The organism is Nocardia sp. NPDC041819 (assembly GCF_055590505.1).
On the sequence record NZ_JBVJAP010000029.1, the window covers coordinates 19,643 to 36,712 of the forward strand.

16 protein-coding genes are annotated in these 17,070 nt (G+C 69.0%); 12 read left to right on the forward strand and 4 right to left on the reverse strand.

Annotated features, from left to right (window positions below; all coding sequences use genetic code 11):
• Positions 1-59: 59 nt before the first annotated feature.
• The 6 genes from ACZ6DL_RS36950 to ACZ6DL_RS36975 all read left to right on the forward strand — a co-directional run bounded on the left by ACZ6DL_RS36950 (position 60) and on the right by ACZ6DL_RS36975 (position 6,559).
• The gene (locus ACZ6DL_RS36950; RefSeq protein WP_466058279.1) at positions 60-2,231 is read left to right on the forward strand and encodes a hypothetical protein; all 2,172 of its coding nucleotides are present in this window, start codon (positions 60-62) and stop codon (positions 2,229-2,231) included.
• Positions 2,228-2,707 (forward strand): GtrA family protein, encoded by a 480-nt coding sequence (locus ACZ6DL_RS36955; protein WP_466058257.1) that lies wholly within the window; start codon positions 2,228-2,230, stop codon positions 2,705-2,707. The genes ACZ6DL_RS36950 and ACZ6DL_RS36955 overlap by 4 nt, the downstream gene beginning before the upstream one ends.
• A gap of 71 nt (positions 2,708-2,778) precedes the next feature.
• Positions 2,779-5,031 (forward strand): hypothetical protein, encoded by a 2,253-nt coding sequence (locus ACZ6DL_RS36960; RefSeq protein ID WP_466058259.1) that lies wholly within the window; start codon positions 2,779-2,781, stop codon positions 5,029-5,031.
• Between the two features lie 38 nt (positions 5,032-5,069).
• Positions 5,070-5,609: a GtrA family protein gene (locus tag ACZ6DL_RS36965; RefSeq protein ID WP_466058261.1), complete on the forward strand. Its 540-nt coding sequence runs from the start codon at positions 5,070-5,072 to the stop codon at positions 5,607-5,609.
• 9 nt (positions 5,610-5,618) lie between these two features.
• A complete protein-coding gene (locus ACZ6DL_RS36970) occupies positions 5,619-5,849 on the forward strand; it encodes a Trm112 family protein (protein WP_040866139.1) in 231 nt (76 codons plus the stop codon).
• 200 nt (positions 5,850-6,049) lie between these two features.
• Complete coding sequence (locus ACZ6DL_RS36975; protein WP_466058263.1) at positions 6,050-6,559, forward strand: L,D-transpeptidase; 510 nt, start codon at positions 6,050-6,052, stop codon at positions 6,557-6,559.
• Between the two features lie 31 nt (positions 6,560-6,590).
• Here ACZ6DL_RS36975 and ACZ6DL_RS36980 read toward each other — a convergent pair whose 3' ends face one another.
• The 4 genes from ACZ6DL_RS36980 to ACZ6DL_RS36995 all read right to left on the reverse strand — a co-directional run bounded on the left by ACZ6DL_RS36980 (position 6,591) and on the right by ACZ6DL_RS36995 (position 10,356).
• Entirely contained in the window at positions 6,591-7,235 is a 645-nt protein-coding gene (locus ACZ6DL_RS36980) for a TetR/AcrR family transcriptional regulator (RefSeq protein ID WP_466058265.1), read from the reverse strand.
• Entirely contained in the window at positions 7,232-8,026 is a 795-nt protein-coding gene (locus tag ACZ6DL_RS36985; RefSeq protein ID WP_466058267.1) for an ABC transporter permease, read from the reverse strand. Before ACZ6DL_RS36985 ends, ACZ6DL_RS36980 begins: the two co-directional genes overlap by 4 nt.
• Positions 8,023-8,754, reverse strand: a complete 732-nt coding sequence (locus tag ACZ6DL_RS36990; RefSeq protein ID WP_357041941.1) for an ABC transporter ATP-binding protein — start codon at positions 8,752-8,754, stop codon at positions 8,023-8,025. The genes ACZ6DL_RS36985 and ACZ6DL_RS36990 overlap by 4 nt, the downstream gene beginning before the upstream one ends.
• A gap of 87 nt (positions 8,755-8,841) precedes the next feature.
• On the reverse strand, positions 8,842-10,356 hold the full coding sequence (locus ACZ6DL_RS36995) for a multicopper oxidase family protein (protein ID WP_466058269.1): 1,515 nt from the start codon (positions 10,354-10,356) through the stop codon (positions 8,842-8,844).
• Positions 10,357-10,600: 244 nt separating this feature from the next.
• Between ACZ6DL_RS36995 and ACZ6DL_RS37000 the strand changes: the two genes are divergently transcribed.
• The 6 genes from ACZ6DL_RS37000 (at position 10,601) to tyrS (ending at position 16,651) form a co-directional block, all read left to right on the forward strand.
• Positions 10,601-11,779: an NAD(P)/FAD-dependent oxidoreductase gene (locus ACZ6DL_RS37000; protein WP_466058271.1), complete on the forward strand. Its 1,179-nt coding sequence runs from the start codon at positions 10,601-10,603 to the stop codon at positions 11,777-11,779.
• Positions 11,776-12,666 (forward strand): RNA polymerase sigma-70 factor, encoded by an 891-nt coding sequence (locus tag ACZ6DL_RS37005; RefSeq protein ID WP_466058272.1) that lies wholly within the window; start codon positions 11,776-11,778, stop codon positions 12,664-12,666. The genes ACZ6DL_RS37000 and ACZ6DL_RS37005 overlap by 4 nt, the downstream gene beginning before the upstream one ends.
• Positions 12,667-12,690: 24 nt before the next feature.
• On the forward strand, positions 12,691-13,836 hold the full coding sequence (locus ACZ6DL_RS37010) for a low temperature requirement protein A (protein WP_466058273.1): 1,146 nt from the start codon (positions 12,691-12,693) through the stop codon (positions 13,834-13,836).
• Between the two features lie 189 nt (positions 13,837-14,025).
• Positions 14,026-14,667, forward strand: a complete 642-nt coding sequence (locus ACZ6DL_RS37015) for a DNA-3-methyladenine glycosylase (RefSeq protein WP_466058274.1) — start codon at positions 14,026-14,028, stop codon at positions 14,665-14,667.
• 107 nt (positions 14,668-14,774) lie between these two features.
• Positions 14,775-15,203, forward strand: a complete 429-nt coding sequence (locus ACZ6DL_RS37020; protein WP_466058275.1) for a DoxX family protein — start codon at positions 14,775-14,777, stop codon at positions 15,201-15,203.
• A 158-nt stretch (positions 15,204-15,361) separates the two neighbouring features.
• Entirely contained in the window at positions 15,362-16,651 is a 1,290-nt protein-coding gene (tyrS, locus tag ACZ6DL_RS37025; protein WP_466058277.1) for a tyrosine--tRNA ligase, read from the forward strand.
• The last annotated feature ends 419 nt before the right edge of the window (positions 16,652-17,070 follow it).

The window sequence follows — 17,070 nt, forward strand, 5'->3', positions numbered from 1 at the left end:
GGCCGGATGTCTATTCGCGGCGAGAGGTCTACCGGTGGGGGGTCATCACCGCGCTCGGAGTGGTCGCGGGTTACCTCGCTGTCCTGCTCGCCAACGCCCGCCATTTCTTCACCGACGACACCGAATCCCAGTACACCTCGCTGTGGGTGGGCCTCGGCCGCGCGCTGCGCGCCGGTGAGTTCCCGGTCATGGTGCCCGAGCAGTGGATGTCGGGCAACAACACCATGGACGACGCGGGCCTGTTCAACCCGCCGCAGCTGCTGATCGATCTGATCGCGCCCTCGGTGGACAACGTCGCGCTGTACGCCACCGTCGTGAAGCTGATCTTCTCGATCATCGCCGCACTCGGCGTCTACCGGATCTGCCTGGTCTACGGCGGGCGGCCCGCCTGGTCGGCGGTGGCGGGTATCGCGCTGCCGCTGTCGGGCTTCTTCCTGTTCTTCGACGAAGCCAGCTGGATGACCGCGCTCACCGGCACCGCGTGGATGGTGCACGCCTGGGCGGCCTCGGTGCGGTACACGCGAGGACAGGGCGGCCCCATCCCGGTTTTCGTCTATCTGTATCTGACCATCTCGACGCAGTACATCTTCCCGGCGGTCGAAGCGGTGCTGATGTTGCTGGCGGTGGCCGTGGGCGAGCTCGTCTACCAGCGCAAGTGGCAGCCGGTGCTCCGGCTGACCGTCGCGGCGGGCTGCGCCGGGCTCGCCGGCCTGCTGACCTTCCTGCCGAGCATGCTGTCGGCGAAGGTGACCTGGCGCGGCACCGCGCAGATCAACAACGACCAGTTCCTCACGGTGCCGTGGTCGGAGTCGCTGAACGCCAGCCTGCCCAGCTCGCTGCCCGCGTTCAGCTCGTGGTGGGGATACGTGCAGCCGATGCCGGTCACCTACATCGCCTGGTTCCTGATCCCCGCGCTGGCGTTCGTCGACTGGCGCCGCGCCAGGCAGGCATGGCGGGAACTGAGCGCCGTCGCGATCTTCGCGATCATGATGCTGATGTGGACCGCAGGCCCCGGTTCGATCGGACCGCTGCGCTGGCCCGCGCGCGTACTCCCGATGCTGGCCATCGGCCTGCTCGTGCTGGTGTGCGTGCTGCTCGGCCGCTACGGGACGGTGCGCGATCCGAAGAACCGCGCCGTCGCGGCGGGCGTGCTGATCGGTCTGCTGTGGGTGCGCTCGTTCTCCGCCGACCCGCACGACGCGATCTGGCACGTGATCGCGGCGTTCGCGCTGGCCGCGCTGGTGGCCGGGGCGGTGTGGCTCGGACGCACGAAGGGGACCGCGGCCGCGTGCGCGCTGACCATCGTCGCGATGTTCCCGATCGCCTATTTCCAGGTCGAAGCCGCGCAACCCACGCCGATGTCGTGGAACCTGCCCGTGCAGCGCTCGGTGGCAAAGGAGGCGTTCCCGGATTTCGCGGGCAACACCATCCAGCTGGGCGATCGCGGACTGTTGCAGCCGCAGGACAAAAGCATCGAGGGCGCCTACGGGTCGCTCGTCTTCGGCAACTACGCCCGCGGACTCGAACTGGACTACGTCAACGGCTACACCCCAAGCGGCCACTTCTACTTCGGTGAGCTGCTGTGCATGCGCTGGGACGGCAGCGTGTGCCCGGACGCCTACCGGCGGATGTTCGCACCGGAGCCCACCACCGGGCGGCCGCTGGTCGACCTGATGAACCTGGACCGCGTGGTGCTGCAACGAGCGCTGTTCCCGGACGCGCCGAACCAGGCGGCGCCCGAGGGCTGGAAGTGGGTCGACTACCCCGGGCACGAGCGTTTCATCGCGGTGCTGGAACGCGTGGGCGGCCCCATCTCGACGACGAACGGCCGCGTGACCGATGCGGCGAAGGTTCGCGCGACATCGATCTCCGAGACCGACACCACCAGTCGCGTGCGCGTCTCCTCGGCCGAAGGCGGCCGGATCGTGTTCGCCCGGCTGGGCTGGCCGGGATATCGGGTCACGCTGAACGGGAAGTCGCTGCCGATCACCACAGTCGCCAAATCGTTCATCGCGGTCGACGTTCCCGCGGGCACCCAGGACGCCGAGCTCGTGCTGACTTGGCGCCCGCCCGGGTGGAAGATCGGCATCGCCGCCGCGGTGGCGGGCGTGCTCGGCATCGGCGTCCTGCAATGGTTCCAGGTCCGGTCGCGGCGCCGCGACGAACCGCAGGAGCCCGGCGACGCCGAGGGCGCCGAGCCGGATCGTGAGCTGGCGGACGTCGTTTCGTGAAGACGAACGCTCGGCCGGTCGCCGCGGATTCCGACGCGACGGGCGACGGGCCCGCGGCGGGGCTTCTGCTGCGGATGGTCCGGCGCCAAGAGGTCGCGTTCGCCATGGTCGGCGCGTGCAACACCCTGCTCGGCATCGGGCTGACCGTCGCGTGGCTGGCGGTGCTGGGTGACGCGTGGCCGCCCGCCGTCGCGGTGGTGCTGGCCTACGCCGTGGGCATCGTCGTCGCCTTCGTCCTGCACCGGACCCTGGTATTCCGGGTCCGCGGCAGGCTGTTGCGCGACTTCGCGGGCTTCGTCGTGGTGAATTCCGGTGGCTTGCTGATGAATACGGTGCTGCTGTCGCTGGCCGTCTCGGTGCTGCACCTGCCGCGCATTCCGTCGGCGGTCGTGGTGATGGGCCTGGTCGCGGTCGCCAGCTTCTTCGGCCATCGCTACATCTCGTTCCGCCGCGGGCCCGCGGCCGGGTCCGGATAACGCGGTCGCGGTCCGCATCCCGGCACTGGCTTGCCGGACGGGCGGACAGGTGCGGGTAGGGTCTGGGACTCGTGGCCGAACGTAGCACCATTTCTTCGCGAGAAGTCCGCACATGGGGCGTCATCACGGCGCTCGGGGTGATCGCGGGATACGGTGCGGTTCTAGTGGCCAACGTCCGGCACTTCTATACCGACGACACCGAATCGCAGTACGCGCCGCTGTGGGTGATGCTGGGGCGATACCTCCGCGAAGGACGGTTCCCGGCACTCGTGCCCGAACACTGGATGGCGGGCAACTACACCATCGAGGAAGCCGGGCTGCTGAATCCGCCGCAGCTGCTGATCGACCTGATCGCGCCTTCGGTGGACAACCTCGCGCTGTACGCCACCATGGTGAAACTGATCTTCGCGATCATCCTCGCGCTCGGCGTCTACCGGATCTGCCTGGCCTACGGAGCGAAGGCGCCGTGGGCGGCGGTGGCGGGCGTCGCCATACCGTTCAGCGGATGGCTGCTGTTCTTCGACGAGGCCAGCTGGATGACCGCGTTCACCGGCACGGCATGGATGGCGCACGCGTGGGCCTCCGGGGTGCGCTACGCCCGCGGGCGCAGCGGGCCGATTCCCCCCTTCGTCTTCTTGTATCTGGCCATTTCGGTGCAATACGTCTTCCCCGCGGTGGAGGCCGGGCTGATGGTGGGCGCCGTCGCGATCGGCGAACTCGTCCATCAGAAGGCGTGGCGCCCGTCGCTGCGCCTGCTCACGGTCGCGGCGTGTGCCGCGGTGGCCGGATCGGCGACCTACCTGCCGAGCATGCTGTCGGCGAAGGTGACCTGGCGCGGCACCGCGCAGATCAACAACGACCAGTTCCTCACGGTGCCGTGGTCGGAGTCGCTGAACGCCAGCCTGCCCAGCACATTGCCCGCGTTCAATTCCTGGTGGGGCTACGTGCAGCCGATGCCGGTGGTCTACATCGCGTGGTTCCTCGTTCCGGCGCTGGCCTTCGTCGATTGGCGCAGGGCGCTCGGCTCGGCGCGCGAATTCGTCGCGCCCGCCCTGTTCGCGGTGATGGCATTGATGTGGACGGCCGGTCCCGGCGCCATCGGCCCGTTGCGCTGGCCCGTCCGTGTGCTGCCGATGGTCGCGCTCGGCCTGCTGGTGCTCGTATGCGTGCTGCTCGGCCGCTTCGCGACCGTTCAGGACTGGCGGCGGCGCGCAGTCGCGGCCGCGGTGCTGATCGGTCTGCTGTGGGTGCGCTCCTTCTCGGCCGCACCCCACGAGGTGATCAGGCATGTCATCGCGGCGCTCGGTGTGGCGGCGCTGGGCGCCGTCGCGGTATGGCTCGGCCGCAGCCGTGGCGCGGCCGCCGCGTGCGCGCTGATCGTCGTCTCGGTGTTCCCGATCGCGTATCTGCAGGTGTGGGACGCGCAACCGACTCCGATGGGGTGGAATCTGCCGGAGAAGCGGTCGGAGATGAAGGCCGCGTTCCCGGATTTCCCCGGCACCACGCTGCAACTCGCGGACCGTATGCTCATCCCGCCGTCGGAACGGAACCTTTCCGGGGCGTACGGATCGCTGGTATTCGGCAACTACGCGAAGGATCTCGAGCTGACCTACGTCAGCGGATACACCCCCAACGGGCACTACTGGTTCGGCGAGACGTTGTGCATGCGCTGGGACACCAGCGTCTGCCCCGATGCCTACCGCCGCGCGTTCGCGACCGAGCCGACCACCGGCCGGACCATCGTCGACCTCATGAAGGTCGACCGGGTGGTGCTGCATCGCGCCTTGTACCCGGACGCGCGCGACCAGCCCGCGCCCCCCGGTTGGAAATGGGTCGACTATCCGGGGCACGAGAAGTACATCTCGGTCCTGGAACGCACCGACGGCCTGATCTCGACCCGTGACGGCCGGGTGGCCGCCGCCCAGGGGGTCACGGCCACATCGATCGGCGAATCGGATACGACCAGCCGGGTGCGGGTGAGTTCCCCGGACGGCGGCCGGATCGTGTTCGCCCGGCTCGGGTGGCCCGGTTACCGGGCGACGCTCGACGGCCGGGAGATCCCCACCACGCTGGTAGGGAAAACCTTCGTGGCCGTCGATCTCCCGCCCGGCGCCTCCGGTGAGCTGGAGTTGTCCTGGCAGCCGCCGGGCTGGTGGATCGGCGTCGCCGCGGCACTGCTCGGGCTGCTCGGCCTCGGTCTGCTGGAGTGGGTGTACCTGCGTGGCAGGCGGCGGCTCGACCGGCCGATCGGCGACAGCGGCGAGCCGTCCGCACCCGATGCCGCTGTGACATCGGAAACCGACTTGGCCGACGCCGTCCGATGAGCGCGGGCGCGGGGGACGGAGCCGGGGCGGCATCGCAGGTGCGACGCTCCGATGCCGCGGACGCGACGAGCACGCCACCGCCCGCGGCGGCGGATGCCCTGCTTCCCCGTGCCGCGGATCTCCCCGCCGACCCGGGCCCGCTGCTGCGTTTGGTGCGTCGCCAGGAGATCGCGTTCGCCGTCGTCGGCGTGGTGAACACGGGTCTGGGCATGGCGCTGACGGTGATGTGGCTGGCGGTGCTCGGCAACCGGGCGCCCGCCGCGCTCGCGCCCGCCCTGGCCTACAGCATCAGCGTGGTCGTGGCGTTCGTCCTGCACCGCACCCTGGTGTTCCGGGTGCGCGGGCGGCTGATGCGGGATTTCGCCGCGTTCGTCGCGGTGAACTCCGGCGGGCTGGTGCTGAACATGGTGCTGCTCCAGCTGGGGGTGTCGCTGCTGCACCTGCCGAGCATCCCGTCGGCGGTCGCCGTGATGGCGCTGGTGGCGGGCGCCAGCTTCTTCGGGCATCGCCACATCTCGTTCCGCCGCGCGCCCGCACTCGACGCGGACGGTTCCCGGTCCGGCACGGCAGGCAGGTAGGTTCCTCGTATGCCTGAGCACACCACGTTGGACGCCACACTGCTGAGCCTGCTGGCCTGCCCGCAGGACAAGGGCCCGCTGCGGCTGGTCCGCGCCGCCGACGGCAGCGCGCTGCTCTACAACCCGCGCCTGCGCCGGGCATACCCGATCGAGAACGGCATCCCGGTCCTGCTCGTCGACGAGGCAAGGGACGTCACCGACGCCGAGCACGACGCGTTCACCGCCCAGCCCGACGCCTGACCCACCGAACTCTCTTCGCACGACTCGCCCGCCGCCGGGCAACGGATGCGTCACGGTCGTTTTGCGGCCATTGACCGTTTGGAGCCGGGTCCGCCATGATCATTTGCACTTCGCGACGGTCCACGCGCTCCAGCGAAGGGGCGCTGCGGCCGACCTGATGAGCGGCACAGGTGGCGTATGGGAGAGAGGTCGGGAACGTAATGAGCGACTCGCGTTTACGTAACTGGACGGCTCGATGCGCGATCGCCTGCGGAGTCGCGGCGGCGGCATTCGCCATGGCGGTGCCCGCCCAGGCCGAACCGCTCTGGCCGGGCGGCCCGGACATCCCGGGTATGCCCGCGCTGATTCCGCCCCCGCCGCCCGTCGCGCCGTGTTCGACGGCGGCTCGCGCGTGCATGCGGCTGTCCACCGACGAAGCCTGGCTGATGGACGAGGGCAAGGTGGTCTACGGCCCCACGCCGATCTCGCACGGGATGCCGGGATACGAGACGCCGCCCGGAGTCTTCCACGTGTCGTTCAAGAAGGAATTCCACTGGAGCACCATGCACAACGCTCCGATGCCGTACGCGACCTTCTTCAACGGCGACATCGCCTTCCACGTCGGCCCGATCGAGAAGAAGTCGCACGGCTGCGTCCGGATGACCCACGAGGGCGCCAAGGCGTTCTACGAATACCTCTGGCCCGGTGACGTCGTCGAAGTCGTGGAGTGACGGCTCCGGCGTGCCCCGGTGATCGCCGCGGTCACGGGGACGCCGGTTCCCGGCCGATGTCTCCGGTGAGATAGCGCTGCAGCGTCGGGCCCACCGCGGTGACCAGGTCGGCCGCGGGCATCGAGGCCAGCGGTTCGACCCCGACGATCTTGCGGCCCACCAGCACGCCGATCATCTGCGACGCGACCAAACCGATCCGGACCCGTCCGTCGTCCTCCGGGGTGGCGATGCGCAGGCGGATGCGCTCCAGCACCACCTCCAACAGGAATCTCCTGGCCAGGGACGGATCGTCGCTGCCGGCCAGGATGCTGCGCACCACGGCGACGACGCCGGGCCCCGCGGGGGAGTCCCACACCCCGACCACCGCGCGAATGATGGTCTCGCCCAAGCGATCCAGCGGCGCGGCCTCGATGATGCGCAGTGTCGCCTCGGGATCCACCGGGAATTCCACCACCGCGGCGAAAAGTTGCTGCTTGGTGCCGAAGTAGTGATGCACGAGGGCCGGATCCACCCCCGCGTCGGTGGCGACCGCGCGCACCGAGGTCTTGTCGAAGCCCGCGTCGGCGAAACGCGCGCGGGCGGCCGCGAGGATGGCCTCGCGGGCGCCCGATTGCCCCGGTCGGCGGCCCGTGCGGGTAGGCCGCCCGGCGCCGCCGGAGCCGTTGCCTGCCGTCACGTGGTCCGCCGTCGTAGCGTGGCAGCGCCCAGGCACAGGGCGACGATCGCGAACCCGGCGACAATGGCCAGATCACGCCACATCTGGCCGGTGACCTCCGGATGCGTCGAAACCTGCTGCAGCGCGTCGACCGCGTAGCTCAACGGCATCACGTTGCTGATCACCTCCAGCCAATCGGGCAGCTGGCCGCGGGGAACGAGCAGGCCGCACAGGAAGATCTGCGGCGCGACCACGACCGGCATGAACTGTACGGCCTGGAATTCGGTGCGCGCGAACGCGCTTGCCAGCAGTCCCAGCGCCACCCCGCACACCGCGTCGACCACCGCGACCAGCACCACCCAGCTCGGACTGCCCGCGGCGCCGAGCCCGAGCAGCCCGAAGGAGACCAGGCAGGCGACGACGGCCTGCGCGGCCGCGGCCAGCGAGAACGCGGTGCCATAACCGGCGAGCAGGTCGAGTTTCGACAGCGGCGTCGACAGCAGCCGCTCCAGCGTGCCCGAGGTGCGTTCGCGCTGCATGGCGATCGCGGTGATCAGGAACATCACGATGAACGGCAGGATGCCGAGCATGCTGATGCCGACCCGGTCGAACAGCGAGACGGGATTCAGCGGGTTGGTCGGGGTGTCCTTGTAGATGAAATACAGCAGCGCCATCAGCAGCGCGGGAACCACCAGGATCATGGCGACGGTGCGGTGGTCGTTGCGCAGCTGACGCAGGATGCGGCCGGTGGTAGCGGCATAGGGGCGCAGCGTCGGCGTCCGCCGGGGCGCGGCTTCCATGGTGGCGGTCATGCGTTCTGTCCCATCGTGATCAGGGTGAGGAAAGCGGTCTCCAGGTTCTGCTCGCCGGTCTGCGCGCGCAGTTCGTCGGGGCTGAGCTGGGCGAGCAACTGCCCCTCGCGCATCAGCAACAGCCGGTCGCAGTGCTCGGCCTCGTCCATGACGTGGCTGGACACCAGCAGCGTCGTCCCGTTCGAGGCCAGTTCGTGGAACTGTTTCCACAGCTCGACGCGCAGCACAGGATCGAGGCCGACGGTCGGTTCGTCGAGAACCAGCAGATCGGGCTGGGCGACCAGGGCGCACGCCAGTGACGCGCGCGTCTTCTGCCCGCCGGAGAGTTCGTCGCCGCGCTGGTGGGCGTGATCGGTCAGACCGACCGCCGTGATCGCGTCGTCGACGTCGGCGCGGTCGCGGCCGTAGAGCGCCGCGAAGTACGCGACGTTCTCGCGGACGCTGATGTCGTTGTAGATGCTCGGCGCCTGGGTGACGTAACCGATCAGGTGGCGCAGCGCCGCAGAACCCGCCGGGCGGCCGAGCGCGCTGACATCGCCCGATTCGATGATCTGAGTGCCGACGATGCTGCGCATCAGCGTGGTCTTGCCGCATCCCGACGGGCCGAGCAGCCCGGTGATCGAGCCGCGCGGGATGGTCAGCGAGACGTCGTGCAGTACTTCGCGGCCGCCGCGACGGACCCGCAGGTTCCGTACCTCGACGGCGGGGGATGGGATGGCTTGCGACACGGTCGCCTCAATTCATCGAGTGTTGAATTCACTATGTGATGAATTTAGCGCGCCCGCGCTGAACAGGCAAGAGTGTCGGTCGGAGAGTCAGTGGCCGTGGTGCGTCGGCGGGGTCCCCGGTACCTGGCCCGGGTTCACGACGACGAACTGGCCCATCATTCCGAGGTCTTCGTGCCAGAGCAGGTGGCAGTGGTACATGTAGGGCGCGTCCGGATCGGCCGGGCCATCGAAGCGCATGGCCAATCGCATCGTGCTGCCCGGTGGCAGGAAGACGGTGTCCTTCGGGCCGGTCAGCACCGCCGGTGGCGGGCCGTCGTCCACCGCGAGCACGCGGAACCGCACGTCGTGGATGTGGAAGTTGTGCGGCATGCCGTCGCCGTTGCGCACCACCCACGTCTCCGTGGTGCCGCGCGTCACCGCGAAATCGATCCGGTCCATGACCATCGGGGTGCCGTTGATCCCGGCGAGGTTCAGGTCGAAATTCCGTTCCCGGACCGAATCGCCGCCGTCCGGGGTGCTGGGAGGAGCCAGGGCCGCGGGCAGCTCCGGTGACGGCCGCAGCGTCTCGGCCGCGCGCAGTTCCAGGATGTCGAACGTGTCGTCACCCCCGGCGAAACGCTGTGTCCAGAAATCGAGTCCGGCGTCGAGTTCGCCGGAGCGCAGTACGGCGCGTTCGCCAGGTCGCATCCGCACCACGATCTCGGCGCGTTCACCCGGCGACAGCCGCAGCCGATCCTGGGTGCTCGGCCGTTCGGTGAAGCCGCCGTCGGTGGCGACGAGCGCGAACGGTCGCCCGTCGGAGAATTCGAAGGTGTAGATCCGCGCGGTGGAGGCGTTGAGCAGGCGCAGCCGGACCAACTCGTCGCCGACGTTCCGGTACGGCGCGAGCGTGCCGTTGACCATGGTCCGGTCGCCGAGGAAACCGACATCGCGGAACATTCCGTGCGAGGAGTCGAGCGTCGCGCCGTTGAACTTCACGTCCTGCACGATCACCGGCAGATCGTCCACGCCGTAGGTGGAGGGGAGCGCCAGGGAGGTGGACACGTCGTCGTCGATCAGGAACATGCCCGCCAACCCGCGGCGCACGTGGGTTTCGGTCGCGCCGTGCGGATGCGGGTGGTACCACAGCGTCGCGGCGGGTTGATCGACGGTCCACTGCGGCATCCAAGCGGCGCCGGGCGCCACCGTCTGGTGCGGGCCGCCATCCATCGCGGCGGGCAGGTGCATGCCGTGCCAGTGCACGGTGGAGGCCTCCGGCAGGGTGTTGCGAACCGTCACCGCCACCTTCTCCCCGCGCCGCGCCCGCAGTGTCGGACCGAGATAGTCGCCGTTGAACCCCCAGGTCGGCGTGGCTCGGCCGGGAAGGAACTCCCGTTGCCCGGCGCGCATGTCGAGTTCGAACGTGCGCGTGCCGTCGGCGCCGACCCGCGACGGAGCCAGCGCGGGTACGGCCAGTTCGTTGCGGAATTCCGTCTTGCCAACGGTGGATACGGCCGCCCCGGCGTACACCCATGCGACACCACCGAGGACCAAAACCGGCAATGCCGCGAGGCAGCCGAGAACGAGGAACAACCGCCTGCGCGGCCGGGAATCCGAAGACATGGACAGACGGTAGAAATCCGTGGTGCCACAACACATCCGGAAGCGTCCCGATTTCCTCCCCGATCCCGCCCCTGATACCCGTGCCGCGGCCTCGGGGTGCGCGCGGGATTCGCCCGGCCGGCCGCGCCCATCGACTGTGACTCGGAACACACCGTGGGGTGTCACGTTCCGGACCGCTCAGCTGTCCCATGGTCGTCACCATCCGCCAACACTGCCTCGGTGACCCGACCATTGGAGCACTGTCATGAACACCGCACATCGGATCGTCATCCTCGGCGGCGGCTACACCGGCATGCTGGCCGCCGTGCGGCTGGCCCGGCGCACCCGTGCGCTGGACGTCCGGATCACGCTGGTCAACCCTTCGGCGCGATTCACCGAGCGCCTGCGCATGCACCAGGTGGCCGCGGGCCAAGAGCTGGCGGACCACCGGATCCCCGCGCTGCTCGAGGGCACCGGCGTCGCCTTCGTCCAGGGCTGGGCCACCGCCATCGACCCGATGGCTCGAGAGGTCACCGTCGATGGCACCACTCGCCTTCCCTATGACGAGTTGATCTACGCGCTGGGCAGCACCGCCGACACGAGCATCGTGCCCGGAGCCGCCGACCATGCGTGGACCCTGGACAACCCCGCCACCGCACACCGATTCGGCCGGCGCCTCGCCGAGGTGGCGGCGCGCGGCGGCACGGTCGCGGTCTGCGGCGGCGGCTTGACCGGCATCGAGGCGGCGGCCGAGATCGCCGAGAACCATCCCGGCGCGCGCGTCACCCTGATCAGCACCGGGGAGCCCGGCGCCATGATGGGCACGAAGGCCCGCGCCTACCTGCATCGGGCACTCGATCGGCTCGGTGTCACCCGGCAGACCGGCCGGGCCGTGGTGAAGGTGCTGCCCGACGCGGTCGAACTGGCCGGCGGAGAACTCGTGCACACCGACGTGACGCTGTGGACGGCCGGTGTCCGCGTCTCCCCATTGGCCGCGCAGGCTGGGATCGAGACCGACCCGCACGGGTTGATCGTGGTCGACCCGACCCTGAAGTCGGTGTCGCACCCGACGATCCACGCCATCGGCGACGCCGCCGCGGTCCGCCAGGCGTGGGGGCGGATCCACGGCACCTGCCAGAGCGGGATGCCGACCGCCGCCTACACCGCGGACGTCATCGCGCGGCAGCTGCGCGGCAAGCGCGTGCGGCCGTTCCGCTTCGGTTATTTCCACCAGCCGGTCAGCCTCGGGCGCAAGGACGCGGTCATCCAGTTCACCAAGGCCGACGACCGTCCGCGCCGCGGCTACCTGACCGGACGCGCCGCCGTCCGCTACAAGGAGGCCGTCAGCAGCAGCCCCGTGCCGGTCTTCACGCTGAGCAAGCGGATGACGGTGTCGGTCACCCTGTCCAAAGGTGGCCGGGCAACCAGGAGAATCCAGCCATGACCGACTCGACATCCGAGCAGGACCCTTTTCTCGAGCACCGGCGTCTGCTGTTCGCCACCGCGTACCGGATGCTCGGCACCGTCACCGACGCGGAGGACGTCCTCCAAGACGCCTGGCTGAAGTGGAACGAGACCGACCACTCCACGGTGCGTCAGCCCAAGTCCTACCTGGTGCGGGCCGTCACCAACCTGTCGCTCAACCGGCTCACCTCGGCCAGGGCCACTCGCGAGAGCTATGTCGGGCCCTGGCTTCCCGAGCCGTTGCTCACCTCACCGAACGTCGCCGAGGAGACCGAATTGGCCGACACCGTCTCCACGGCGATGCTGGTGGTCCTGGAAACACTCGGTCCCGTCGAACGCGCGGTCTTCCTGCTGCGCGAGGTCTTCGGCTACACACACGCCGAGATCGCCGAGACCCTGGACCGGCCGGAGCCCGCGATCCGGCAGATCGCGCATCGCGCCAAGCAGCACGTGCAATCCCGCCGACCGCGTTTCGACACCGACAAGGCCGAGCGCGACCATGTCACCGCCCGGTTCATGGCCGCGTGTTCCGGCGGCGACCTCAACGCCCTGATGGACCTGCTCGCCCCGGATGTCACCTCGTGGTCGGACGGCGGCGGCGTGGTCACCGCGGCGCGCCGGCCGTTGTACGGACCCGATCACGTGGCGCGCTGGATACTCGGCGTGCTGGCCAAGCCGATCGTCGCCGGATTCGTGCTCGAACCCGCGCACATCAACGGTGAACTCGGCGCGCTGGCGCTCATCGAGGGGAATCCGGTGGCCGTGTTCACCTACGACATCGCCGACGGACGGATCCAGAACCTCCGGTTCCAGGTCAACCCGTACAAGCTGAAGGGTCTCTCCATGGGCACCGACACGCTGGGGTGACGGCGGTCGTTCTAGGCTCCAGCTGTGACCAACCAGAGCGCCCTGTCCGCCGACGGCGGGCAGCTGCGGGCCTCGACGCTCGAACTGTTCTTCGATCTCGTCTTCGTCCTCACCATCACCCAGCTCTCACACGTCTACACGCATCACCCGGGCTTCCAGGCGCTCGTCCAGGTCGCGCTGCTGTTCGGACTGGTCTGGTGGATGTATTCCGGCTACGTCTGGCTCACCAACGAGGTCGCCCCGAACAGTTCCAGCAGGCGGACCTGGCTGCTGGTGGGCATGTTCGCGTTCTTCGTTCTCGCCTTGGCGATCCCGGATGCGTTCCACGGCACCGGCATCGCGTTCGGCTTCGGGTACGTCCTGGTCACCGCCGTGCACACCGCGCTGTTCGCCTCGGCGGGCGGAGCATCGGCGACGATCGCGATCCGGCGGTACGGCCCGCTCAACGTCCTGGCCGCGGCGTTCGTACTGGCAGGCGGATTCGTGCACGGCTGGATGCAGTACGCCTGCTGGGCCGTGGCATTCGCGGTGCAGATCCTCAGCCCATATCTGGTCGACACGAGCGACTTCGTGATCCGAGCCGGCCACTTCTGCGAGCGGCACGGGCTGGTCGTGATCGTCGCGATCGGCGAATCCATCGTCGCCGTCGGCGCCGGGCTGGCCGGCGAGAAGATCACACCGCAGTTGATCGCTACCGTGGGCCTGGGTCTCGGCTTGGCCTACGTCCTATGGTGGGCGTACTTCGGCGTCGACGACGAGCGTGGCGAGCACGCGCTGGCCGCGGTACCGGACCGGGAACGATCCCGGCCTGCCGTGCTGGCCTACGGCTACTCGCTGTACCCGCTGCTCATCGGCGTCATCGTGGCCGCGGCGGGCATTCAGATGAGCGTCGCCCACGGCAACGAAGCGACCTCGGTCGCCGTGGCCGCCGCGCTGTCCGGCGGCGTCGCGCTGTACTTCCTCGGCCAATTCTTCTTCCGCCTGACACTGCGGCTGCCGCGCCCATGGGCTCGCCTGCTCGCGGCGCTCGCGGTGGCGGCGACAACGCCGATCGGCATCTTCTGGGTGGCGTGGGCCCAATTGGTCGCGATCGTCGTCGTCGGTTACGCCGCGGTCATCGCCGACGACCTGCTCACGCTGCGGTCCGGCGAGCACAGCACGTACATCTGAGCGCCGTGGTCGCCGTCCGTCCGGCTTCCTCGGGCGAGATTGCGTTTTCGGCTCGTGGCCGGGTGTCCCTGCCCGCGCGCGCGTGCGTGCCGCGCACTCGGCGTTGCTTCTACCCGCGCGATTGCCCGCCCCGAGGGCGGTACGGTCGCCGAGCGGCTGGGCGAACCGTTGTGGTAGCCGTCGAGGACAATGGCGGCTGTGTGTGCTCAGCCTGTCGAGGAACTCGCCGTCGAACCACCCGCTGCCGCCCGACGTCTGCTCGGGGCGACCTTGTGGTCGGGCCCGGTCGGTGTCCGGATAGTCGAAGTCGAGGCCTACGGCGGAGACCCGGCCGGGCCATGGCCGGATCCGGCATCGCATTCCGGGCGCGGCCGGACCAAGCGCAACGACGTGATGTTCGGTCCCGCCGGTGTGCTGTACGTCTACCTCAGCTACGGCATGCACACCTGCATCAACGTGACGAGCGGCCCGGATGGGGTCGCCAGCGCCGCGCTGATCCGCTCCGGCGAGGTCGTCGAGGGGCTGGAGACGGTGCGCGAACGGCGCCCCGGGGCTCGAAGCGACCTCGACTCGGCCCGCGGCCCGGGCAACCTCGGCAGCGCGCTGGGAATCACGTTGAGCGACTACGGAACCCCACTGTTCGATCCGGCGTCACCGATTCGGCTCGAGTTGCACGATCCGATCGCGGACGCCGAGATCGCCAGTGGTCCGCGGGTCGGGGTCAGCAGCGCGGCGGACCTGCCTTGGCGTTTCTGGCTTCCGGGCTCGCGGGCGGTGTCGGTCTACCGGCGCAGTCCGCGTGCTCCACTGCCCACCGAGAAGTCGGCCTGAGCACTCGGCGGAAGTTTTCGCCGCGGCGATGAATTCTCGCAAAGCTCCTCGTCCTATCAGGTGAACGCGCCTCCGACCCCGGCGCGACCGACCTGAAGGACAGAAACATGACCGCCGTCGCCCCCACCAGCACCGCGCCCGCCGCCGCCCAGCCGGGCAAGGTTCTCGATCGCACCCTGTGGACGGTGCAGATCCTGCTCGGCCTGTTCCTGGTCATCGCCTCGGGCCTGCCGAAACTGGCCGGTCAGTCCGACGCCGTGCGCATCTTCAACGAGATCGGCTTCGGCGACTGGTTCCGCTACCTCACCGGCCTGGTCGAGGTGGCAGGCGGCGCCGGTCTGCTGGTGCCGCGGGTGAGCGGCCTGGCCGCGTCCGGTCTGTCGATCACCATGGTGCTGGCCGCCGCCACCCAGGCCTTCCTCCTGGGCGCCCCAGCTTTGGCGCCGTTCCCGCTGGTACTGGCCGCGGTGTTCGCCTGGATCGCCTACCAGCGGCACGACAGCATCGTCGCGGTGCGGGAAACCCTGTCGCGCTGAGCGCTCGCGCCACGCGCACGGCCCGTGGACTCGGTCCACCGGCCGTGCGCGTGGCAGGGTCGGTGGTGCACAGCGAAATCGTTCGACTCACGCCGCGCCGCGCCACGACACCGAGGTGCGCACGAAGCCTCGGATCCGGTGCGGAAAGATAGGGCAACGTGAGCGGCGACATCATCGACGAACTGACCTGGCGCGGACTGATCGCGCAGTCCACCGATCTGGATGCCCTGCGCGCGGCGGCGGCCGCCGGGCCGCTGACCCTGTATGCAGGCTTCGATCCCACCGCAGCCAGCTTGCACGCGGGACACCTGGTGCCGTTGCTCGCACTGAAGCGTTTCCAGCGCGCCGGGCATCGCCCCATCGTCCTGGCCGGTGGCGCCACGGGGCTGATCGGTGACCCGCGGGACGTCGGCGAGCGGACCATGAACTCCACCGACACCGTCGCGGGCTGGGCCGAGCGGATCCGCTCCCAGCTGGAGCGCTTCGTCGACCTGGACGACTCGCCGACCGGTGCGGTCATCGTCGACAATATGGAGTGGACCGGGCGGTTGTCCGCGGTCGACTTCCTGCGCGACATCGGCAAGCACTTCTCGGTGAACGTCATGCTGGCGCGCGACACCATCAAGCGGCGGCTGGACGGCGAGGGCATCTCCTACACCGAGTTCAGCTACATGCTCCTGCAGGCCAACGACTACTTGCAGTTGCGCCGCGACTACGGCTGCACGCTGCAGGTGGGCGGCTCCGACCAGTGGGGCAACATCATCGCGGGCGTCGAACTCAACCGCCGGGTGGACGGCGCGTCCGTGCACGCCCTCACCGTTCCGCTGGTGACCTCCGCGGACGGCAAGAAGTTCGGCAAGTCCACCGGCGGCGGCAGCCTGTGGCTCGATCCCGAGATGACCAGCCCCTACGCCTGGTACCAGTACTTCGTGAACACGGCGGACGCCGATGTGGTGCGGTACCTGCGCTGGTTCACGTTCCTGTCCCGCGAGGAACTCGACGAACTCGAGCGGGCGACCGCGGAGCGCCCGCATGCCAGGGAAGCGCAGCGCAGGCTCGCCGCCGAGATGACGACACTGGTGCACGGGGAGGCCCATACCCGCGCGGTGCAGCTGGCCAGCCAAGCGTTGTTCGGTCGCGGTGACCTCCGCGAGCTCGACGAGGCGACCCTCGGCGCGGCCTTGCACGAAGCGGCGGTCGACGGTGAGGTCGCGCAGATCAAAGCCGGCGAGCCGAGCACCATCGTGGATCTGCTCGTCGCCACCGGCCTGTCCGAAAGCCGCGGCGCCGCGCGGCGCGCTGTGAACGAAGGGGGCGCCTCGGTGAACAACGTGAAGATCTCCGATATCGAGTGGACCCCGGCGGATGCCGACTACCTGCACGGACGCTGGCTCGTCCTGCGGCGCGGGAAGAAGAACCTCGCGGGGGTTCTGCGGGCAGGTGCATGAAGATCACGGTGGCTTGAATCACATCTGTGTGATTCAAGGCCACCATCACTGCGATCCCATGCTCTTGACCTGCGGAAACGCCAGCTTGTCCAGGCGATTTGACGTAGCGTTTTCCGCCGCGTAACTTTATCCAAGTCAGAGCGACACGGACACCGACCCGGAGCCGAGAAGCGAGGCGGAGACGCCGAGCGGATGGACCGGGAAACGAGGTAGTACGAGGAGCGCCTGGTAGCTCAGTGCAATGTGGATCATCCGATAGTCTTGACTTCGGTGGCCTGCTTGCTTAGACTGGAAAAGTTGCCTCACAGAAGGTCCGGTTCAGGCCGGGTTGGATGTGTGTGCGTGTGTTCTTTGAGAACTCAATAGTGTGTCGATGAATGTCAGTGCCAAATGTTTTATTTGGTTCCGGCTCTTCACCC